Annotated in this window: 21 protein-coding genes; 6 read left to right on the forward strand and 15 right to left on the reverse strand. The window is 53.9% G+C overall.

Annotated elements, in window-relative coordinates; translation table 11 throughout:
* Positions 1-453: 453 nt before the first annotated feature.
* Both ACIQ20_RS09275 and ACIQ20_RS09280 read right to left on the reverse strand, forming a co-directional pair.
* Complete coding sequence (locus ACIQ20_RS09275; RefSeq protein ID WP_395779618.1) at positions 454-798, reverse strand: hypothetical protein; 345 nt, start codon at positions 796-798, stop codon at positions 454-456.
* A 670-nt stretch (positions 799-1,468) separates the two neighbouring features.
* On the reverse strand, positions 1,469-1,963 hold the full coding sequence (locus ACIQ20_RS09280) for a YkgJ family cysteine cluster protein (RefSeq protein ID WP_395779620.1): 495 nt from the start codon (positions 1,961-1,963) through the stop codon (positions 1,469-1,471).
* An 83-nt stretch (positions 1,964-2,046) separates the two neighbouring features.
* On the opposite strand from ACIQ20_RS09280, the gene trmB reads away from it, so the two are divergent.
* The gene (gene trmB / locus ACIQ20_RS09285) at positions 2,047-2,844 is read left to right on the forward strand and encodes a tRNA (guanosine(46)-N7)-methyltransferase TrmB (protein ID WP_395779622.1); all 798 of its coding nucleotides are present in this window, start codon (positions 2,047-2,049) and stop codon (positions 2,842-2,844) included.
* Here the strand turns inward: trmB and ACIQ20_RS09290 are convergent.
* Entirely contained in the window at positions 2,819-3,769 is a 951-nt protein-coding gene (locus ACIQ20_RS09290; protein ID WP_395779624.1) for an ABC transporter ATP-binding protein, read from the reverse strand. The genes trmB and ACIQ20_RS09290 overlap by 26 nt on opposite strands.
* 102 nt (positions 3,770-3,871) lie before the next feature.
* Between ACIQ20_RS09290 and ACIQ20_RS09295 the strand changes: the two genes are divergently transcribed.
* Positions 3,872-4,069 carry a zinc-finger domain-containing protein gene (locus ACIQ20_RS09295; protein ID WP_395779626.1) on the forward strand — a complete coding sequence of 66 codons (198 nt, stop codon included), beginning with the start codon at positions 3,872-3,874 and terminating at the stop codon, positions 4,067-4,069.
* A 35-nt stretch (positions 4,070-4,104) separates the two neighbouring features.
* Here the strand turns inward: ACIQ20_RS09295 and ACIQ20_RS09300 are convergent, their stop codons facing one another.
* From ACIQ20_RS09300 to ACIQ20_RS09340, 9 genes are all read right to left on the reverse strand, one after another.
* Positions 4,105-5,133, reverse strand: coding sequence for a type II secretion system F family protein (locus ACIQ20_RS09300; RefSeq protein WP_395779628.1), 1,029 nt, complete (start codon positions 5,131-5,133; stop codon positions 4,105-4,107).
* 10 nt (positions 5,134-5,143) lie between these two features.
* Entirely contained in the window at positions 5,144-6,118 is a 975-nt protein-coding gene (locus tag ACIQ20_RS09305) for a type II secretion system F family protein (protein ID WP_395779630.1), read from the reverse strand.
* Between the two features lie 5 nt (positions 6,119-6,123).
* Positions 6,124-7,620 (reverse strand): CpaF family protein, encoded by a 1,497-nt coding sequence (locus ACIQ20_RS09310; RefSeq protein WP_395779632.1) that lies wholly within the window; start codon positions 7,618-7,620, stop codon positions 6,124-6,126.
* 7 nt (positions 7,621-7,627) lie between these two features.
* Entirely contained in the window at positions 7,628-9,022 is a 1,395-nt protein-coding gene (locus ACIQ20_RS09315) for a CpaE family protein (protein ID WP_395779634.1), read from the reverse strand.
* The gene (locus tag ACIQ20_RS09320) at positions 9,019-9,762 is read right to left on the reverse strand and encodes a CpaD family pilus assembly lipoprotein (RefSeq protein ID WP_395779636.1); all 744 of its coding nucleotides are present in this window, start codon (positions 9,760-9,762) and stop codon (positions 9,019-9,021) included. Before ACIQ20_RS09320 ends, ACIQ20_RS09315 begins: the two co-directional genes overlap by 4 nt.
* Before the next feature lie 16 nt (positions 9,763-9,778).
* Entirely contained in the window at positions 9,779-11,401 is a 1,623-nt protein-coding gene (locus ACIQ20_RS09325; protein WP_395779638.1) for a type II and III secretion system protein family protein, read from the reverse strand.
* On the reverse strand, positions 11,401-12,273 hold the full coding sequence (gene cpaB, locus ACIQ20_RS09330; RefSeq protein ID WP_395779640.1) for a Flp pilus assembly protein CpaB: 873 nt from the start codon (positions 12,271-12,273) through the stop codon (positions 11,401-11,403). The genes ACIQ20_RS09325 and cpaB overlap by 1 nt, the downstream gene beginning before the upstream one ends.
* A gap of 175 nt (positions 12,274-12,448) precedes the next feature.
* Positions 12,449-12,970, reverse strand: coding sequence for a prepilin peptidase (locus tag ACIQ20_RS09335; RefSeq protein ID WP_395779642.1), 522 nt, complete (start codon positions 12,968-12,970; stop codon positions 12,449-12,451).
* Between the two features lie 127 nt (positions 12,971-13,097).
* On the reverse strand, positions 13,098-13,268 hold the full coding sequence (locus ACIQ20_RS09340; protein WP_395779644.1) for a Flp family type IVb pilin: 171 nt from the start codon (positions 13,266-13,268) through the stop codon (positions 13,098-13,100).
* A gap of 509 nt (positions 13,269-13,777) precedes the next feature.
* Between ACIQ20_RS09340 and ACIQ20_RS09345 the strand changes: the two genes are divergently transcribed.
* The 3 genes from ACIQ20_RS09345 (at position 13,778) to ACIQ20_RS09355 (ending at position 15,538) form a co-directional block, all read left to right on the forward strand.
* Positions 13,778-14,242, forward strand: a complete 465-nt coding sequence (locus ACIQ20_RS09345; RefSeq protein WP_395779646.1) for a pilus assembly protein N-terminal domain-containing protein — start codon at positions 13,778-13,780, stop codon at positions 14,240-14,242.
* Between the two features lie 97 nt (positions 14,243-14,339).
* Positions 14,340-14,915, forward strand: coding sequence for a TadE/TadG family type IV pilus assembly protein (locus ACIQ20_RS09350; RefSeq protein WP_395779648.1), 576 nt, complete (start codon positions 14,340-14,342; stop codon positions 14,913-14,915).
* Between the two features lie 11 nt (positions 14,916-14,926).
* Positions 14,927-15,538 carry a TadE/TadG family type IV pilus assembly protein gene (locus ACIQ20_RS09355; protein WP_395779650.1) on the forward strand — a complete coding sequence of 204 codons (612 nt, stop codon included), beginning with the start codon at positions 14,927-14,929 and terminating at the stop codon, positions 15,536-15,538.
* A 99-nt stretch (positions 15,539-15,637) separates the two neighbouring features.
* On the opposite strand, the gene ACIQ20_RS09360 is transcribed toward ACIQ20_RS09355, so the two are convergent.
* From ACIQ20_RS09360 to ACIQ20_RS09370, 3 genes are read right to left on the reverse strand one after another with little or no spacing between them, the layout of a single operon-like run.
* On the reverse strand, positions 15,638-16,456 hold the full coding sequence (locus ACIQ20_RS09360; protein ID WP_395779652.1) for an aminotransferase class IV: 819 nt from the start codon (positions 16,454-16,456) through the stop codon (positions 15,638-15,640).
* Entirely contained in the window at positions 16,453-17,847 is a 1,395-nt protein-coding gene (locus ACIQ20_RS09365; RefSeq protein ID WP_395779654.1) for an anthranilate synthase component I family protein, read from the reverse strand. Before ACIQ20_RS09365 ends, ACIQ20_RS09360 begins: the two co-directional genes overlap by 4 nt.
* A gap of 52 nt (positions 17,848-17,899) precedes the next feature.
* Positions 17,900-19,330: an MFS transporter gene (locus ACIQ20_RS09370; RefSeq protein ID WP_395779656.1), complete on the reverse strand. Its 1,431-nt coding sequence runs from the start codon at positions 19,328-19,330 to the stop codon at positions 17,900-17,902.
* Positions 19,331-19,529: 199 nt separating this feature from the next.
* Between ACIQ20_RS09370 and ACIQ20_RS09375 the strand changes: the two genes are divergently transcribed.
* The gene (locus ACIQ20_RS09375) at positions 19,530-19,877 is read left to right on the forward strand and encodes an ArsC/Spx/MgsR family protein (protein ID WP_395779658.1); all 348 of its coding nucleotides are present in this window, start codon (positions 19,530-19,532) and stop codon (positions 19,875-19,877) included.
* The last annotated feature ends 13 nt before the right edge of the window (positions 19,878-19,890 follow it).

Consider the following 19,890-nt stretch of genomic DNA (forward strand, 5'->3'; position numbering starts at 1 on the left):
ACGTGATCGGTTCCCTCGTCACCATGTTCAATCCACACGAATGCCGAAACTACTTCGCTAGCTGTGGGTATGATGCAGATTGATCGGGAAGCGCTCTAAACAATGCTATTGCGCGCAGCCCGCTGATACGAAAGCTTCCGGTGTATTAGCGCGTTCTTCTCAAAGCCGGCTTCCGCTACGAACGCGATACAATATTTCTCGGTGAAGACTGTGAAGTTTTCCGACGAGTTCGCTGATCGCTCCAAGGTCCGTAATCGGCCGGAAGCGGCGGTTGGTGTTCAAAACCTCCAAATGGCAGCTTTCGCCGCCCCCGCCCCCCAAAGCAGACCAACCGCAATCGGCCAATAGTAAGCATTCCGTTTGATCGTTGCTGTTTCCAAAAGGCACCCGGTTACATCGCGCCGATACGTCAGCCATTAGGTCAGAAGTTTACTGAGGAGGTTGCGACCGCATTTACTCCACGGCCGGTGGGCCCCAAGGCGGCGGCGGTGCAGTTATCGGCTGGCTCAAATCAAATTCAAAGCGCACGTGGCGGTTTGGTCGCGTGACCTCATAAATGAAACGCTTGCCGGGCTCAATTTCCAGCCCCCAAGTATTGAGTGACGAATTTGGTCGCCCGGTCCGTTCAAAAAGCGCCTTTGAAAAGGCATCTGCAGGAAATTCTTGGCGGGTAGCGGTGCCCGGTGTCAGTGTGCGACCGCCATATTGTGTGACTTCATCTTCGCTTCCGTCTGCATGACGATGGTCGTGCTTCAACTCAATCCCCGCCTCGGTCCCCCCAATTTTGCGTGTAACCACCCATGTGCGCGACCTATCATCTTCGACATGTAAGGGGATTTTTATTGTCTCTGCAGTGCAGCTCCGCACATGCATGATCATTGCTTTTCCCTTCAGATCTGCATCCATTGGATGGTCTGTTACCATTTTACCGGCAAAGGCTTGACCACATAGTTTAGACACGCTCTGGAAAAATCTGTCTTGATCGCTGTTCGAGATACGGGCTTGCGGTGACAACGCGCATGCGGTCAAAAGCCCAGTCAATATCAATAAAAGCAAGGAACGCCGCATAGATAGAAACACCTTAACCCACTCCTTATTAGTTTGACACCTAATTGAAGTGAACATCAAGCGCGAAAGTTACAGTGGACTCAACCGTCTAGGCAAATGCAAAGGCAGTCACTCTAGAAAGGCCCGCTACTTTTGACTTGAGGAACCAAATCCACATCCAAATTGCCATCCGAATACAGTGATAGGCTCTGACGCCGCCTCGAAGCTTCCTCCATTCACTCGGAGAGTTTGATCGCCTTTGAAGTGCATCCATACTTCGGGCCACTAGAAACCAGCGCTTACTGTTAGGATAAATGGCAGCGTATGCCGCCTTCGCCCCCCAAACCCGACCATGCCCGTTCTGCCACATCATGCCAGAAAGCCAACAGTCCCAAAAGCGTCCCACTTAGTGGAAATTCCCCTAGGCTTTCTCGCCAACAAGCAGCCTCTTAGCCTTAGCGGCAGCCCGGCGCGCGAGGTGGTACAGCCTTGCCGCTCCCTCATCATAGCGAACCGTGACCTTGCAATGCTCGCCATAGGTCTCTGTTAGAAACTTCCGGATCATAGCTTCTGCATTTTCGCGGGGGCCCAAGAGCTCAGCCGTCAATGGGCATTCGGTGCGGCTGTGGTAGGTCGCGTAAACCTCCCCATCCCCTTCGAACACATTGCCCATCGTATAGGGGTAAAGGTCGCAGTCCATGGGCCGGTTCCCATAGACTTGGCACTGCTGATCCCAATTCGGGCACGGACCATTCCCAAGGGAAGAAATCTCGTACAAATTACCTTTCCGGGAAACGGTTAGGTGATCGCTTTTTCCCGCAAAAAGCCGCGTATATTCTGCTTCATTGATCTTCAGGCCATGAAGTTCTCGACAACAGCTTTGGTCCGTTGGGCATTTCAAGCAAGGGTTTGACACGCAATAACTCCCCAGTTTCGTTGGACCACAGGCTAGTCAGGAACTGTGAAATGACACTTAAGAAACAGGAATAGAGTTCGCGTTTGTTCAGTATCATCGACCTCGCTGCCTCCGCTATGGGTGGAGGTCTAGTCCAGGGGCGGGCAAACGGGCATAAGCAGGCGATGTCCAATCCTGACTTTTCCGCCCCTAAGCCTTTTGGGCCGCTTCGATCTTTTGGCCGTGTGCGCGGGCGCGCGCTTTCTGATCGCCAAGAGCATTTGTTTGAAACTTTGTTTCCAAGCGTATCAATCCCAGCAGAACCTACTGAGACTTTGGATCCACTTCAGTGGATGCCTGCCGCAGAGGCGGTGATCTTTGAGATTGGTTTCGGCGGGGGCGAGCATTTGATTGGGCAAGCTGAGCGTCACCCAAACCATTTATTCCTTGGCGCAGAACCTTTCCAAGAAGGCGTTGCGAAGGCCTTAGTGGGAATAGAGGATCGTGGCCTAACCAACGTACGTCTCTTGGCCTCCGATGCAAGGCCGGTGTTGAAAGCGCTAAAGCCCGCCAGTCTCGATAAGCTTGTGATCTTGTTTCCGGACCCGTGGCACAAAGTCAAGCACAATAAGCGCCGCCTGATTCAACAAACTTTTCTGGACGATGCCCATCAGGCATTGAAGCCCGGCGGAGAACTTCGATTTGCTACCGATTGGGCTAATTATGCCGCTTGGACGCTTGAGAAAATGACCCAGCATGGCGGATTTGACTGGCTGGCTGAGGCAGCGACCGACTGGCGTACCCCGCCTGAAGACCACATCACGACGCGGTATGAGACCAAGAAACTCGGCGATTGCGCGCCGATATTCCTGTGCTTTACCGCCCGCCAGCAGGCGTCGTAAGCGCCACAAAGACGTCTTCAAGATTGGGCTCTTCAATCCGCAAATCCTTGATCCGCACACCAGACCCCATCGCTTGGGAAAGGAGTGCTTCAACGCTATGTTCATTGGGGCGATAGTGGATGGCCAAAGCACCGTCTGGTCGCAACACGCATTCCAGATCGGCCATGCCTGCAGGGATTTGGGTTAAGGGCTCGAGTGGCGAAATCACGACGGCCTTTTTGTCGAGGCGCCTGAGAATGGTGGGCGTGGGTTCGCACGCAATCAGGCGACCTTGGTCGATAATCGCGATATTGTCGCATAGCTCTTGAGCTTCTTCGAGATAGTGCGTCGTCAAAACGACCGTCACGCCACGCTCTTTATTGAGCATGGTGATATATTCCCACAAAGATCGACGAAGTTCGACATCGACGCCCGCGGTCGGCTCGTCAAGAATTACCACTGGCGGGGTGTGGACAAGGGCTTTGGCAATCAAAAGCCGGCGTTTCATGCCGCCTGACAATTGTCGCGAATAGGTGTCGCGCTTGTCAGCGAGCCCAACAGCGTCAAGCAATTCCATCGAGCGCCGTTCCTTTGAAGGTACGCCATAGAAACCCGCTTGCAGCTCCAACGTCTCAAAGGGGGTAAAGAAGGCGTCAAAGCTGATTTCTTGGGGCACTATCCCGATTGCAGCCTTCGCAGCGCGGTGGTCTTTGTCGATATCAATGTCCCAGATTCGAACTTCCCCGGCAGTTTTGATGACAAGGCCGGCAAGTATATTGATAAACGTTGATTTGCCAGCGCCATTAGGGCCCAAGAGTCCAAAGATCGATCCTTTTGGAATAGCCAGGTCCAACCCTTTGAGTGCCTGCTTTTCGGGCGATTTCCCGCTGGCAGCATAGGTTTTCTGAAGCCTGCGAGCTTCAATGGCAAAAGATGGATGGGTCATGGATTCTCGCTTGGCACACACGTTGACGAATAGGGCCGTAAAGTTCTAATTAAGCCGCGAAGCAGTTCGTAGCAATCACGCAGCTGTGAGAGAAAAAAATTTATGTCCGTCACCGGCCCGCCAAATTCTACCCAGCCAGTTGAAACCATTTATGTGGACGATCATCGCGTTGCTTGTGATGGCGGTGGCGGTGCATTGGGTCATCCCAAAGTCTGGTATGAGATGGGTGATGAAGGCAAAGTGGAGTGCTTGTATTGTGGCCGCGTTTACATCAACAAAGATGGGGCAGCCGCGCACTAGCGTTGCCTGATAGCGCATAACCGTTTGCTGTTAACTTAGCGGGGCGCGCCGCCTGTGACATTTTTCGGACCAGTGCCGCCATTCATACTCTGATACTGGATGTAGGCTGGGGTCAGGATAACGATAAACAAAACGGGCAGGAAAAATACGATCATTGGCACTGTTAGCTGCGCCGGCAATGCCGCTGCTTTCTTCTCGGCCTCTGTCATGCGCAGTTCGCGGTTCTCTTTCGCCATCACGCGCAGAGCAGAACCTAGAGGTGTCCCGTATCGCTCGGCTTGGATTAGGGCGGTGGCGACGCCCTTCACGCCCGGGTGATTGGTGCGTTTCGCCAAATTCTCATAGGCGACCCGCCGATCCTGCAAGTAAGCGAGTTCGGCATTGGTTAGACTCAACTCTTCAGCAAGCTCAATCGAGGACGACCCGATCTCTTGCCCAACGCGCAAGAATGCGAGCTCAATGGACATGCCCGATTCAACACAGATGAGCAGCAAATCCAAAGCATCCGGGAAGGCGCGCATGATCGAAGCGCGTCGCTTCGTTGCGATGTTTTTGACCAGAATATTAGGCAAGTAAAAGCCCGCCACACAGGCACTTACTGCTGTAATAAGCCGGTTATTGCTAGTCATGTCTTTGCCGAAAACGGTTACGTACGTCAGGGCACCGACAAAGAACAGAATAGGCGTTGCAAAGCGTGCAAAGTAAAAGATGGCCACTGGACCCGGCCCACGTAAACCCGCTTCCATCAGATTCTGGGTCACATTTGGATCTTCAAGAAGCTTTTGTAGATTCAGCTTATCGACGATGGATTTCCAAGGACCCTTGGCGCGTTGTCTAAGTGAGTTTTTTTCGGCTTGTTCAATAGCGAGCGTTGCCCGGTTTTTGCGGCGCATAGACTCACGATCCGTCGCTACGCCCTTCATCCGCGCCGCGAGCTGGTCAGTCTTCCATAGGGGCTGAGCGACGGTTAAAGCGGTCACCAAGAGAGCAGCAGCCAGGATTACAGATGCCACAAATTCTGGATCTGTGACCATTCGAGCAAAATCTTTAACCTCTACGAACATTGTTCGTTCCCTAAATGTCGAAGTTAATCATGTTGCGCATGACGAAAATTCCGGTTGCCATCATTAGGAGCCCCACGCCTAAACCCATATTACCGGTTGGGTCTGTGAAGAGCAGCGCCATATAGGCAGGGGCGGTGACATAGACCATCACGCAGACGCAGATCGGCAAGGCACCGATGATCATCGCTGATGCCTTGGCTTCTGAGGACAAAGCATTGACTTTTTCACGCATCAATTTCCGCGATCGCAGGATCAAGGACAAATTGCCAAGCGCTTCGGACAAGTTACCACCGGCCTTCAGCTGGATTGATAGCACGATGCAGAAAAAGCTCACTTCAGGCAAAGGCATGCGCTCGAACAGCTTTGCCAAGCACTGATCCATCGGTACGCCCATGGATTGGCTGTCGCAAATCCGGCGAAACTCGATGTTCAACGGATCTGGCGCCTCACGCGCAATGATCTTCAGGCACTCCGCCAATGGCAAGCCGGACTTTACGCCCCGTACGATAACGTCGATCGCGTTTGCAAATTCGGAAATGAACTTCTTTTGTCTTCGGCCAACCAAAAAGCCCAGAACCCAGCGCGGCAAACCAAAGGCCGCAACCCCAGCCCCAGCTAGGGCAAAGTACCAAGCATTGCCGCTGATGAGGATGCCTAAGCCAACCAAGATGCCGAGTCCGGCCGACGCCATCCAGAAGGTCTTTTCCTCCATGGTCAGGCCGGCCTGCTCAATTCGTGCTCCAACCGACAGACGTGCCCGACGCAATTGGCGTTCACGCATCTCGATGTCTTTGATACCGCCCATCAAGCGCTTGCGGCGGGTCTCGTCAGGGTCTGCAGCCCGGCGCTTGACTGCGGAGTCCCGCGACTGTGCAACCGACTTAATTCGCTTTTGCGATTCCTTATTGTCATCGCCAGCAAACGCAATGCCGATCAGCACCACACCGGCCGCAACCAAAATAGGAATGATAGTTCCAAGATCCATGTTCGTTAGACGTCCGCTGCATCAAGGGCTTCGGCGAGCTCTTTCTCGAGTCCATAATAGCGGGCGCGATCCCAGAATTTCGGGCGCGCAATGCCAGTGGACCGATGCTTGCCAATAATCTTACCGTTTGCGTCCTCGCCGTCCATTTCGAAGACAATGAGGTCTTGGGTAACAATGACATCACCTTCCAAGCCCAGCACTTCCGTGATGTGTGTAATCTTGCGCGAACCGTCGCGTAGACGTGCTGCCTGAATAACGACGTCGATCGAACCGACGATCATCTCACGGATTGTCTTGGTGGGCAGCGAGAAGCCCCCCATGGTGATCATGCTTTCCATACGCGAAAGACCTTCGCGCGGGCTGTTGGCGTGCAACGTGCCCATCGAACCGTCGTGACCCGTATTCATCGCTTGCAACAGGTCAAATGCTTCAGGGCCGCGGACTTCGCCTACGATGATACGCTCAGGACGCATCCGCAGACAGTTTTTCACCAAGTCACGCATGTGCACGGCACCTTGGCCTTCTAGGTTTGGTGGGCGGGTTTCAAGGCGCACAACATGTGGCTGTTGTAATTGTAGTTCGGCGGCGTCTTCGCAGGTAATGACGCGTTCGTCGGGCGCGATATAACCGGTCAAACAGTTGAGCAGGGTGGTTTTACCCGAACCTGTACCCCCTGAGATCAGCACATTGCATCGAGCGGCCCCAATAATACCTAGAACCTTGCCTGCCGCCTCGGAAATCGCGCCAAATCCGACCAGATCCTTCATTCGCAATTTGTCTTTTTTGAACTTACGAATGGTGAGGGTAGGTCCGTCGAGTGCCAAGGGCGGCACAATCACGTTGACACGAGAGCCGTCAGGTAGGCGCGCGTCGCATATGGGTGAGCTTTCGTCCACGCGGCGACCAACTTGGCTCACAATGCGCTGACAGATGTTCATCAATTGCTGATTGTCGCGAAACCGGATCGGCGTCTTGGTTACCTTGCCGCTGACTTCGATAAAGACGCTGTTGGCACCATTGACCATGATGTCGGCAATGTCGTCGCGTGCCAACAAGGGCTCTAACGGCCCGTAGCCCAACACGTCGTTGACAATATCGCCGAGCAGTTTCTCCTGCTCAGCAACCGAAACAATCACCTGTTTGATTGCGATAATCTCGTTGACAATATCGCGGATTTCATCGCGGGCCGTGCGTTGGTCTAGCGCCGCTAATTGGCCTAGATCGATCGTTTCGATCAAAGCATTATAAACCGACGCTTTCGTGCGGTAATATTCTTCAGTTCGCCCATCATTTGCAGGGCTTGGTGGTGGAGCCGATTGCGTCGGCGCGCGCACAGCCTTTGCGACCCGCGCTGGGTCCACGGTGCCAGCCGTGGTTACCGCCGCAGGAGCCGCAGGGGTTGAAGGCGGCGGTACGGGCGCTGCTACCGGCTTTTGGGCCTCAGTGGGAGCAAACTTAGGGGGTGTTGCCTGTGCCGCCCCGTCTGCACGTTTACCAAACATCCTGTCCTCACTTAGCCGCTTTTGCGGGCATTAGTTTTGAGAGGAAGTTGGCCTTAGCCTTTGGTTGGGGCGCACGACCGGTGAATAATTGAGCCAAGAAGTCCATACCTTCAGCACATTTGCTGTTTGGATTCACACTGGCCAACATTTGCCCATTATTGCTTGCAGTCCCGAACAGTTGGGGATCATAGGGCAACACAAGTGTCGGCTGAACGCCCAAAGCGTCGGCAAAGTCTTTGACGGGGATCTCAGGCCGCTTTGCTACACCAACCATATTTAGAATTACTCTTGGCGGCGTATCATTGGGGCGACCTATGCGGACCATGTCAAAAATGTTCTTGGCGTTGCGCAGGCCAGCCAACTCTGGTTGTGCAACTACCACCACTTCATCGGCAGACAGCAACGTTTGGCGCATCCATTTTGACCACGTATGGGGCAGGTCGAGAACGACATAAGGTACACCCCGGCGCACACCTTCAATCACAGTCTCATAGGCATCTGGCGAAATCTCAAACTCGCGTTCGAGAGAGGCGGGAGCGGTGAACAAAGTCAAATGGTCCGTGTGACGGGTCAGCAAGCGATCGAGCAACACATCGTCGACCCGTTCGGGTTGTTCCAAGGCGTCAGCAATTCCGGTCGCTGGATCGGTGTTGAAATCAAGCCCCGTGGTACCCCAGGACAAGTCGAGGTCAACCAACGTCGTGTTCACGCGGGCATGCTCGGCCATACACCAGGCCACATTATGAGCAATTGTGGACGAACCAGCTCCACCCTTGGCGCCGACGAAAGCGATTGTGCGCCCCAGAAAGGGCTTACTTGGATCCACATAAAGACCAGAAATAGTGCGTATCAGCTGCAGAGGCTGCAGCGGTGGCACCAGATATTCTGAAACGCCACGGCGGATCAGCTCCCGATACAGACCGATGTCGTTCGATTCTCCAATCAGGATCACCTTAACACCAGGCTCACAATAGGAGGCCAATTCATCCAATTGTTGGATCAAAACTGCAGGTGGCGCCAAGCTTTCAACGATGATCAAGTTTGGCGAGGGTTGGGCTTGGAAGAATTCGATGGCACCAGCCAGACCGCCCATTGAAACGGTCACATGCGCTTTCGCGATGCGACGATCAGTTGAGGCCGATTGCAATAACTGTGCGGTATCTGGACGCTCACAGAACACTTGGACAGAGATCCGTGGTACCGGTTGGTCGCCGCCGCGCGCCAACTCACCCACGTAAGTTTCTTCAAAGGCCGCAGCATCGAAGTCACCCGGAGAAGCAGGCGCCGGAACGTTTTGGGCGTGGGCTGGTTCCAAGAAATCTAGGTCGGCATCGAGCTCGAATGGCTCGTCAGCCGTTGCCAATTCTTCCCACATGGGCTTGCGCTTTGCATTCCCAATCATTTGCCACCCCCGCCTGCAACGGCTCCACTAACTGCCGGAACACCGCCTTTGCGGTGCAGATCAATACCGTTCTGGATACGAGCCGCATCACGCGGCCCTTCCCTGCGATCGCCCAGAAAGTCACCGGGGTCGGCAATCATCGCTGCCAAATTGGCACTCTGCGCGCAGCCGAAACGGTCGGGCGGAATGTTCTCGGCAGTCTTTCGCGGATCAAAGGAAGTCCAAGGTGCACAGACAATCGGCTTGGCCTCATAGCGCCCAAAAGAAATAAGAATTGGGGCATTCGTTTGACCTTGGGCTTGATAGGGCCCAGAAGAAATCTTCGAAAAATCAACGCCGCCGAGAAATAGGGCCCGTTGTACGTCTTGGGCGACTTGGGCGGCACTTTGGCTGTTGCTGGCATTCGTTGGCACTGAGACAACAACGTTGCCGCGGCCGAGGCGCACATATTCTTGCGCGAACGACTTTAGCTCAGCCGCTTCTTGAACCGTAATGCCAATTGCACCGCTGGGCGCGGAAATGGCGATGCGCGCTTCAACGGGGATGGCTTCAGGCGCAAAAGCATCCAGGACGGTGCGCTCAAGGTGAGCTTTCTCAACCCGATCTACTGCTGGCTCTTCCTTGGCGGCGCTTGCACCGCCGCAGGCACCCAGCATCATCAGCGCCGTGAAAGCAATCGCCGTAAGGGCGGCTTTGCTCGGCTGAGCGAATGAAGCATATTTCGCGATTTCTCTTGTCATCGGCTTCTTCCTGACTCTAATTCACAATATGTCCGATAGGGGCACGGTAGCGCCCTTTTGGCAGCCCTTTGGAATCGGGCTTAACCATTCTATTCATGCGACCCAGCAGCAATGCAGCAGCGTCGCTGGCGGGTGCGTAGCCATCGCCCGGGGTTTGAAGCTCATCCATCGAAGCCGACTTCACGATAAAGGGCGTAACGATGATGACGAGTTCAGTCTCATTGGTTTGGAAATCGCGAGACCTGAAAAGATTCCCCAAGATAGGAAGGTCCTTTAATCCCGGCAATCCTTCAATCGATTGGCGCGTCGCTTGTTGGATCAAGCCTGCCATAACCATCGAACGGCCAGATGGTAACTCCATCGTGTTTTCGGCACGCCGAACCGAAACGCCGGGGATCGACAGGCCGCGTATGGTGTCGGTGACGTTACCGGCCGCATCTCGGATCAGGGTATCTGCTTGACGGAAGGAGGCTGCCGTAGAAATTTCAGAGACTTCAGTCGAAATTTTCAGCGAAATTCGATCGGCGCTCAGGATGATTGGGGTGAAGCCCAGGCCAACCCCAAAGGGCTTGAATGAGACCGAAACCCGATTGCCTTCTTGGGCTGTTGGCACAGGAAACTCGCCACCAGCCAAGAACTTTGCAGGCTCACCCGAAGTAGCAGTCAAGTTTGGCTCTGCAAGGGTGCGGGCCAGACCAACCCGCTCGAGGGCTTGGATGTTGCTATCTGCGCGTTGACCGGTCACCAATTCACCTGGACCATAGGTCGTCGTTACGATGCCAGTGACTGGATCAATTGTTCGATTGTAGCCGCCAGCACCAGCGCCAATGGTGGGGTCGAGAAGTGACGACTCCCCACTGAGGAATGAATTTGTGACCGGTCGAATGAAGTTCTGTGCCCAAGTGGAGTCGAGCGTGGTTCCGCCCAAGAAGGCACCATTAACCGAGAAACCATTGGCCGTCGCAAACTTGATGCCCCAGTCTTCGGGCAACAATTGGTTCAGGATATTGGACGAGGTAAGATTCATGCCCAATTGCTTGATAACCGACCGCTGCATTTCAACGATGCGCACCCGCAGCATGACTTGATCGCCCGAAAGGACGTTCATCATGTTTAAAACCTTGTCAGCACCACCGGCATATTGGCCGGAGATCCGCAAGACTTGGTCGGCGGCTAAGCCATTTGGTACATCCCCGGTTAGGATGATCGAATTGTTGACACTGTCGACGACGACGCGGGCTTCAGGCACTAGGCGCTGAATCAGCGCGTTAAGCTCCGAGGTGTCGCGTGCAACCCGGATCTCTAGCGCCAGGATCTGGCGACCTTGTGCATCCAAGAAGAAGACGTTCGTTTCGCCGGCTTTCGTGCCTAGCAGGATACCACGTCGGCTGGTGCGCATCACGGCGTCCGCGACCTCTGGATCGGAAACCACAACGTCCCGGGCTTCAACTGGTAGATCGATGATTGCCGATTTGCCAAGCGCCAAGGTGAGGCGTTGGGTTGTGGACTGTTGAGGCATAGCCTTTACAGAAGCACCTTGGCCAGCTTGAGCGAGCGCGACACCAGGCGACACAACCGCGCTTAGCGCTAGGCAGGAAACCGCGGCTAGAACATATTTAACGTTTTGGGTTGGCTGCATCACTGCCCTCCCCGATAAACTTTAACAGCCGCTGGAATCGCCTGAGCTGCTTGTTGTACGTTTGGCGATGACGAAGGTGGCTTTGGATCAGCCGACATTGGGGCTGATGAACCTTGGTTCATCACAGCAGTGCCAGCTGGAGCATAGGTTGGGCCCCCAGCATCTGCATAACCCCTTAGCGTAAGCGAAAGATCGCCCAATTTCTGTGCCAAACGAAGCTTTTCTGCATCGGATGCTGACAATTCAACCGTTGCGACTGCGCCAACAATCGTCGTTTTGTCCTTATCTTGCGTGATAGCTTGGTCGATTGCGAGGACGCGAACACTCTCTAAAATCGCCGTCGAAACGATCTTGGACACGGATTGGCCGTTCGATGTGAGTTGCAATTCACGGGTCAGGAGGATGTCCACGCGATCATTAGGCAGTACAAAACCTGCTACCGCCGTTTCAGGGCTAATTGTAAATGAAGTAGCGCGCATCCCCGGCGTCAACAGAGCAGCCATTGCCCCTGTTTTTGCATCAACATCGACAATCTTAGAAGCTAAAACCGGCTCGCCCTTCACCATAGCTTGGCGGACGATGCCATTGCTGAATTCTTCAATCGCTTTGGGGTTTTTAGATTGAAGGAAGAAACCCGGCGTCGATGCGCTCGTCGGTGTATAGGCTTCCCACCCCAAAGAAGAGGGCGAAATACGTTCGCCCACGACCATATCGCTCTTGGCCACCAATACATTGACGGTTTCGGCCTTTGCGTCGCTGACGGAAACAGGCTGCGCAACCTGCGGATTGGCGGATTGCGAGCGCATCCAAATGAAGGCTCCGCCTGCGACAAGCAGAGCACCGCCAATGATTGAGATTTGCCGAATATTCACGCTATGCATCTCCCGCTCGGGGTTCCGACTCAGATATTTTTCCAGTCGTACCCTTAGAGAATCACCCGAATCCAAAATGATTTACCAAATGACCATGCGTAAATATGTTCTAAGAAGAGGTTAACGGCGCGACTTCTTTGGTTGAAGAAGTACGAAAATTCAGCAAAATTTTAAGTCAAAAATTTGGAAACCAAAGCGCATAGGGTGTTGCAAGGATAGCCCCGATACCCAAAGCTACGCCGTAGGGAACTGCGCCCGACTTGCGTAGCAATCTTCGAGCCCAACGTGGATTTTTTGGTAAGCCAAAATGCCGTGCCAATTGCCGTCCTAGAATCAGGGCTATGACCAATGCACCGCCAGCGATTGCTGTATAAAGGATGAAGGGCATCATCGCAGTTGGGCCAAGCCAAAGTGCAGCAGCACCCGTTAACTTTGCGTCCCCGCCACCATAAACGCCGACCAAAAACATGGCGAGGGCAATTAGGGTAGTAAGCAAGCCGATTCCGATATGCGCTGCGAGATCACTCAACCCCAAGCCCATCGGTAGTGCGAACACCAAAAAGCCAGCCGCAATTAGCATATTCAGCTTGTTTGTAATCAGAAAGGTACGGACATCGCCAATGCCGGCCCAGATCATGGCACCCGAAAAGGCAATCAAGCCGGCACTAGCCGCGAAAGTGTCTGGTCCAAGAGTCATAGAAGACCTTTAGCATGGGACCGCTAAGCCAAAGTAAACGCCGCTGGGGGTAACGAGCCAAAACGACGGGCAAAAAAAAGCGCTTGGTCCGAAAACCAAGCGCCAATTTTTACAGACTAAGCCTGTATTAGCGGCTGCCGACCGAATCACCGATCGAGTTGAAGCGAGTGCTCATGTTGTTGCCCAAAGTGGTCAACGAGCTGATCAGAACAACGGCGATCAAAGCAGCGATCAGACCATATTCGATAGCAGTTGCACCGGACTCATTATTGCGGATTTTCGAGAAAAGCTTTTTCATTTTTAGGTTCCCATTCTACATGCGACCGGGTGGTTGAAGTCTTAATCGCTTCTCATTCCCTGTGTCTCCCCTGTTCTAGCGGAGACTCATAAACATGGCGTAAACTGAAACATAAAAATTGATCGGAAGTGCCCTTTTCTTGGCGCAATTGAGGCGGCACCAATTTAATATATTGATTTTAAAAATGTTTTTCCCTGCATTATTCTGACAAAATTTCTTCACTATGTTGGATGTGATAGAATTAGATACGAATTCTTGAGTAATGAGTCACACCTTCAGACAGAATGTGAAACCGAAACCATAGGGCTGGCCGCTTGTTTTCTGTGCAGTCACCCAGCCTGTCCTCGAGCGGGTAACTAATCCCGCACATTATATCTCATATACACACGAGCGAGACCTCAAATCACTGAAGGTTCGGCTCGGCGTGCAGCAAAGCGTCGGCGGGCTTCACTTGTTAATGGCTGGTTTACGGGTCGGGGGTAATGAAAGAGGCAACACGGAGTTTTGTCATGTCCAATTTAGTCAATCCATTGGTCTCGATTGCCTGCGCCCTTGTTGTTTTGACAGCGGGCACAGCTGTTGCACAATCCTTCCAATTGGAAGTCGACCAATCTCAACCCCTCCGTTTTCAGCGCCCAGTCACTGGCGTTGTGGTAGGTAATGCCAGCATTGCGGACGTAATTGTTCATGACGCAAATGTTCTCTTTGTGGTTGGAAAATCAGTAGGCACCACAGAGGTTTTGGCAGTGGATGCTGCCGGAAAGACCGTGTTCTCTGGCACAATTCAAGTTCGCCCGACCAATGTTCGCGACATGGTTACCATTCAGCGTGGCAAAGAAATTTCTACCGCCATTTGCCAGGATCGCTGCATTCCTAATGTTCATTCCGAGGGGACCAGCGCCGGCAATACGCCGGCTATTACTGCCATCGCAGCGCGATCAGCCTTTGCGGCGGGGTCTGGAGGACGCCAGTAAGGCGTCAATCGTCGTTAATAGCTAAAATTTTCAAGGCTTGTTTAAGGAGGCTTAAAGGCCTCCCGTGCTAGATATGGTCACGTTGAGGGAGTCGACGATGTCTGTATTGCACTCGATTATGGTTAAGCGCTTGCGTAAACGTCGCACGACCCAGGGCAAGCGTGGGTCCGCTGCTGTTGAGTTTGCGATGATCGCCACCCCCTTCATCTTTATGCTGTTCGGCATCTTCGAAACCATGATGATCTTTTTCGTGCAAACGACGCTTGAAGCGGCCGTTTCGGAAGAGGCACGTAAAATTCGGACTGGTCAGGCTCAATCCCTGGCAGCACCCATTACGAAAGAACAGTTTAAGGCCAATGTTTGTGCTCGCATGATGGGCTTGGGTGATTGCAGCACGCGCTTGTTCGTTCAAGTTCAGAACCAGCCTGTTTCTGGAACACTTCCGAACCCCTGGGAAGACGGGACACTGACCCCGGGATCAGCCGCGGACGAGCCCTATGAAGCAACGGCTGCAAATGCAATTGTTGTGGTCCGTGGCTATTATGTGTGGCCTTTGTTCACGCCTGGAGTTTCCAATGCCATGCGGAATTTCTCCGACAGTGGTGGGACGCTTGGTAACTATAACAGAATCATTGCCGCAACATCGGCCTTCCGTAATGAACCGTTTAATTGAGGTTGCTTGTGATGTCAGTAAGAACTTCGCTTATAACCCGGCTAAACTGCCTTCATGAAGCTGCCTACAAGCGCGCAGCCCAGCGCGGCGTCTCGGCGGTTGAATTTGCGCTAATCGCGCCCTTGATGCTTCTGATGCTATTTGGCGCAACTGAAGTCAGCCAAGTGGTCAGCGTGGATCGGAAGGTAACACTTGCAGCCTCGACTTTGGGCGACCTGGCATCCCAGACCGACCGCGTGACCTGCACAGACCTCGCCCAAATTGCAACGGTGACCCGAAGCGTATTCGCCCCCTATATAGCTACCTCGCCTTCATTGGTTGTTGCCTCCGTCGCGCTTCAATCCGGCACGCCCAAGGTAGAGTGGAGCCAAGAGATTGACGGTACTGGTGGCTGTGCAAATGTCGCTGCCGGCCACTCCTTAACGGTAGGCAATACAGTTACGGTCGATACAGGCTTGTTTGCTACAAATGGCGGCGTCGTTGTTGGGGAAGTGACCCTTCAATACACCTCCCTTGGCACATCTTTTTCGCCCAATACAACGACATTGCGTGAGCGCTTCTATTTCAGGCCTCGCAAATCGGCCAAGCTATGCCTGGTTGGGTTTACAACGCCTGGCTGCTAAGACAAGGCATTCGAGTTTCTCGGCAAATAAGTTCGAGTTAGCGCTGATAGATCAAGCCGATGTGCGGCAGGATCGGTATGTTTCAATCTGGGCAAGAAATCAGGCTAGCGCAGCAACAAGCCCAGCATAAAGTCCAAGCTCTGTTTTGAGGACTCGTCCATTTAAGGTGTGGATCGGCCGAACCCCAACAAGCGCATTGGTTAGGCATGCAGCTTGACACATCTCAAGATCACCAACATGGATTCGGCTCTCGGTAACTAGGCCTGCTCGAATTAAACGGCCCCGCACGATCCCGGGCAGGGCACCATCTTCGAGCGGTGGCGTATGCCACGTACCACCTTGTTGGATCAAAACATTCGCGCTTGTCGCACACGCGACTGACCCGTCGGGGCCGCGCATCAGGCCATCATCGGCACCCATAGTTTGAGCTAGTCTCAGGGCGATTATATTGTCGACATAGGATAAGGTTTTGAAGCGCGCCGAGGGGGCACCCGACGCGCGATAGACATCGACAAGCCGGACGTCAACTGCAGGAAATTCGGTTGGGACTGTCGCAATCGTCGCGAAAACATTTGGCAAAGACGTATCTGGAACCTTCAAGCCGCGCGGACCCACGCCGCGTGTCACCATCAGTCGCAAGGCGGCGGGCTTAAGACTACTGGCTTGCGCCAGCCCTACAAGACCATCTTCCAATTCGGTAATTGAAAACGGAATAGCCAAGCCCAATTGGCTCGCGCCATGGCCCAATCGGGCCATGTGGTCTTCAAAGAAGCGAATTTCGCGCCCTGTCCAGAGGAGCGTTTCAAACAGTCCATCGCCCAAAGTAAAGCCACGGTCGGTCGGATCAATCCGCACCTCGGCTGCCTTAACTAAGTGGCCATTGTGCCAGCACATGTCGCCAAGGGGGCCGGTTGTCACAATACGTCTCCACTGTGTGCTGCAATACGCAGTGCGCGTGCTTTAACCAGAATTTCCTCAAACTCCTGAGAAGGTTCGCTATCGGCTACAATGCCAGCCCCGGCGCGCGCGTCAATGTGCCAGCGATCATTCTGCTTTTGGCACGCAGCAGTACGGATCAAGACACTGGAATCTGCAGCCCCATCAAAACCAACCCGGATCATCGAGCCACACCAGGGGCCGCGCGGCTCTCCTTCCAGTTCACTGATAATCTCCATGGCGCGCACCTTGGGAGCGCCGGTTATGGAGCCGGGCGGAAAACTACTGCGCAAAGCGTCAAAGAAGCCAAGCCCCGGCTTTTGTTGGCCTCGGACCTCAGACACCAAATGATGCACCGTTGAAAAGCTCTCCAGATCGCATAAGCGCGGCACCTTGACGCTTCCGGCCTCGCAGACTCGTGCAATATCGTTGCGCATCAAGTCGACAATCATCAAATTCTCCGCCCTATCTTTCTGGCTGGCTAGCAGGAGTTGCGCGTTGCGCGCATCTTGCATGGGATCTTTGTGACGCGAGGCGGTTCCTTTAATCGGTCGTGTCTCCAAAAGGCCGGAAGCTGTTCGGGAAATGAAGCGCTCAGGCGAATGGGAGGCGATAATCTTGTCCCCCAAACTCAAATAGGCAGCAAAAGGTGAGGGGTGGCGTCCCATTAGGCGGCTAAACAAATCAAAAGGCGTATCGCCAAGCTCCAGCTGACCTGAAAATCGTGCCGAGATGTTAGCCTGAAAAATGTCCCCTGCTTGAATAAAATTTATTGCTTCAGCGATCTGGCTTTCCACCTGCGCCCGCGGTCGGCTTGGGTATAACGCTAAATCTGTCGGGGGCTCAACCGCCCGGGCGCGCAGGGGTTTTGCCGCATCAATCTGGTCTGAAAGGCTTGAAGCGCGTCGTTCAGCAAGTGTTTGGTCTAAATGCCCACCGTCTGTAAGGCCCCAAGATAGTATCCACGCCTGCTGGGTTTCCGCATCAAAGACCGCTAAAGTATCGTACAGCCCCAGCCACACGTCCGGCCAAGCATCCGGCCAAATAGAATGACTCGTTTCAGGCAAGCGCTCAAAGGCATGGCCAAGCTCATAGCCCAATAGGCCCGCCCATCCCCCCTGAAATGGGCCCAAGTCCGGATGCAGAGTCAGAGCCGGTACGGTCAATGCTTCTTGTAGACCGGCAAATGGGTCACTCTTTGAACTGCGGTGCCAGACATGGGAGCGAATAGGTTTTGCCATGACATAGGACCAGCGGGACAAGGCATGGGCACCGCCTCCGATAAATCCAAGGCAACCTTCGTCATGCGCGAAACAGGCCAGCGCTTGCAGCGGGGGCTGCCAGGAAAGGGGGCGAATAAATGGATGCGTCACGCGGGTGTCTATAAAGCAAATCCGATCGGCTGTCTGAAACCTAGCCAGAAAATTAGTATGTACCGCTTTCAAGGCGAGGTGGTTGTTTCACAAAAAACATCAAAACCAGCCCGCCAACGAGTAAAAATCCGGTTGACGCCAAGCCAATCTGTTGGCTTTGAAATGCTTTTGTGAAAACGCCGACCAGAAGCGGGCCCATCCAGACAGTTGCGGATCCGGCCAAAGAATAAAGGCCAAAGAACTCTCCTTCCATGCCTTTGGGAGCAAGGCGGGCCATCAAAGTGCGCGACGAGGCGTAAGCAGCCGTGATGGATATGGCGATGATGATGGCCCCAGACACGAAAACCACCTCCGGCAGAGTCGTGAACATGGGTGCGTTCCAGATCGGTGTGTCGGGAACGACATTAAGTCCAAACACATGGGTTTTTGATTGAGCGGTCAGAACCAGCAGGCAAATCAAAGTCACGCCGATTTCCAAAATAATGGACCATTTGGCCCCGATCCGCGTATCGACCCGGCCCGCGACTAAGCCGCCAAACACGGCGAAAATCGACAAGATCACGCCATAGGCCGACATCTCTAACAAGTCCCAGCCAAAAACACCTGCCGCTGTCACCCCTGCGACAATTAAGATGGCGGTTTTGCCGTCGACATAGAGCATACGTGCGATCAAATAGAGGCCTGCATTCCGGTCGACGCGGAACAGTCTGCCAATTGCCTTAAACATGCCGACCACCCCGTCGATCGCTGCTTTCGAGGGCTTGATGCCAGAGGGTTCTTTGTCGCGCGAAAAGAAAAACAAAGGCAGCGCGGCGATGGCAAACCAAACGGCGGCCATAGGTGCTACGATGCGGCTGGTCTCGTGGGTTTCAGGGTTCAAGCCGAACAAGGGTTGGCTTGGTACAAAGCTCCAATCAACCCGCCCCGGAAACGCCAAGCCCCAGAGCACAAAAATCAGAAAAACAACCGACGCCAAATTACCCAGCGCCAGTCCCAGACCTGAGGCGTGCGGCAAAGTGGCAGGCGTCGAGGCGGTTGGCAGCATCGCATTGTGAAGGACTTCGCTATAGGCAAACAGGACCCCCAACGCAGTGGTTAGTGCCCCGATCATCACAATCGACAGCCCTCCCTGGCCTGCTGGCAGCGCCCACCATAAGCTAAAAATGGCTAGTACCATGGCGAATGTCACGGCACCCAAAATCGGTTTGCGATTGCCAAAACGGTCGGCAATGGCTCCGAGGAAAGGCCCTGTGAGTGCGACCATGATGCCGGCTAATGTGTGCCAACTGGCAATCGTCGCCTGCCCGACTACCGGGTCTGAAAACACGGTCGTGGCGATATAGGGTGCTAGAATATAGATCGTGCACAAAATCACATAGGGGTTCCGTCCAGCCTCGAACCAGGCCCAAGACAGGCCGGATCGGTCGAGCTTTCCGGAGTGTTGCGCGGCAGAAGTGGTCAAGGGGCTGGTTGTCTCAGTCACTGGAGCATCCTTTAGCGCCCTATTGGCGACCCGCCTTATCCACTGGCGTTGCCCATCATGTCCTGCTTAAGCCACATGGTAAAGGGGAGCCGCTTATAAGGATATTGGCACCCATCTGTTTCCTTAGCCGCCCTTTACTTTGGCCAGCCCCCCCGCCATTTTGCCGACACTATCCACAATCGTTTCGGGGACTTCAGCGATGAGCTATGTATTAATTCATAATCCGGGCTGCGGCTCATCGAAAAAGGGCTTGGAAGTTCTAGAGGCTGCTGGCGTTCAACCAGAAATTCGGCGCTATATGCTGGTTGCCGAACGCTTGAGCGTGGATGAACTCAAAGAGATTGCCTGCAAAATGGGCGGCGTATCCCCGCGCGCTTTCATGCGCGATAAGGATGCTGCGGATGCAGGTCTTGCAGCTGACGCCAGTGATGCAGACGTTTTTGCTGCCATGGCGAAGAACCCCAAGCTAATCCAACGTCCGATTGGCATTAATGGCGAAAAGGCCGTTTTGGGTCGTCCGAACGCTGCGCTTTTGACCATTGTTTAAGTCCTTTGCCGGC

Origin of the sequence: Aquidulcibacter sp. (genome assembly GCF_044346625.1) — a bacterium.
In the GTDB taxonomy this organism is placed as follows: domain Bacteria; phylum Pseudomonadota; class Alphaproteobacteria; order Caulobacterales; family Aquidulcibacteraceae; genus Aquidulcibacter.

Bases quoted from the DNA above. Each gene is read 5' to 3' on its own strand.
- ACIQ20_RS09320 (WP_395779636.1), bottom strand. From the start codon at position 9,762: ATGACAAGAGAAATCGCGAAATATGCTTCATTCGCTCAGCCGAGCAAA.
- ACIQ20_RS09350 (WP_395779648.1), top strand. From the start codon at position 14,340: ATGTCTGTATTGCACTCGATTATGGTTAAGCGCTTGCGTAAACGTCGC.
- ACIQ20_RS09300 (WP_395779628.1), bottom strand. From the start codon at position 5,133: ATGTTCGTAGAGGTTAAAGATTTTGCTCGAATGGTCACAGATCCAGAA.
- ACIQ20_RS09355 (WP_395779650.1), top strand. From the start codon at position 14,927: ATGTCAGTAAGAACTTCGCTTATAACCCGGCTAAACTGCCTTCATGAA.
- ACIQ20_RS09340 (WP_395779644.1), bottom strand. From the start codon at position 13,268: ATGAAAAAGCTTTTCTCGAAAATCCGCAATAATGAGTCCGGTGCAACT.
- ACIQ20_RS09305 (WP_395779630.1), bottom strand. From the start codon at position 6,118: ATGGATCTTGGAACTATCATTCCTATTTTGGTTGCGGCCGGTGTGGTG.
- ACIQ20_RS09310 (WP_395779632.1), bottom strand. From the start codon at position 7,620: ATGTTTGGTAAACGTGCAGACGGGGCGGCACAGGCAACACCCCCTAAG.
- ACIQ20_RS09290 (WP_395779624.1), bottom strand. From the start codon at position 3,769: ATGACCCATCCATCTTTTGCCATTGAAGCTCGCAGGCTTCAGAAAACC.
- ACIQ20_RS09295 (WP_395779626.1), top strand. From the start codon at position 3,872: ATGTCCGTCACCGGCCCGCCAAATTCTACCCAGCCAGTTGAAACCATT.
- ACIQ20_RS09315 (WP_395779634.1), bottom strand. From the start codon at position 9,022: ATGATTGGGAATGCAAAGCGCAAGCCCATGTGGGAAGAATTGGCAACG.
- ACIQ20_RS09345 (WP_395779646.1), top strand. From the start codon at position 13,778: ATGTCCAATTTAGTCAATCCATTGGTCTCGATTGCCTGCGCCCTTGTT.
- ACIQ20_RS09325 (WP_395779638.1), bottom strand. From the start codon at position 11,401: ATGCAGCCAACCCAAAACGTTAAATATGTTCTAGCCGCGGTTTCCTGC.
- ACIQ20_RS09335 (WP_395779642.1), bottom strand. From the start codon at position 12,970: ATGACTCTTGGACCAGACACTTTCGCGGCTAGTGCCGGCTTGATTGCC.
- ACIQ20_RS09375 (WP_395779658.1), top strand. From the start codon at position 19,530: ATGAGCTATGTATTAATTCATAATCCGGGCTGCGGCTCATCGAAAAAG.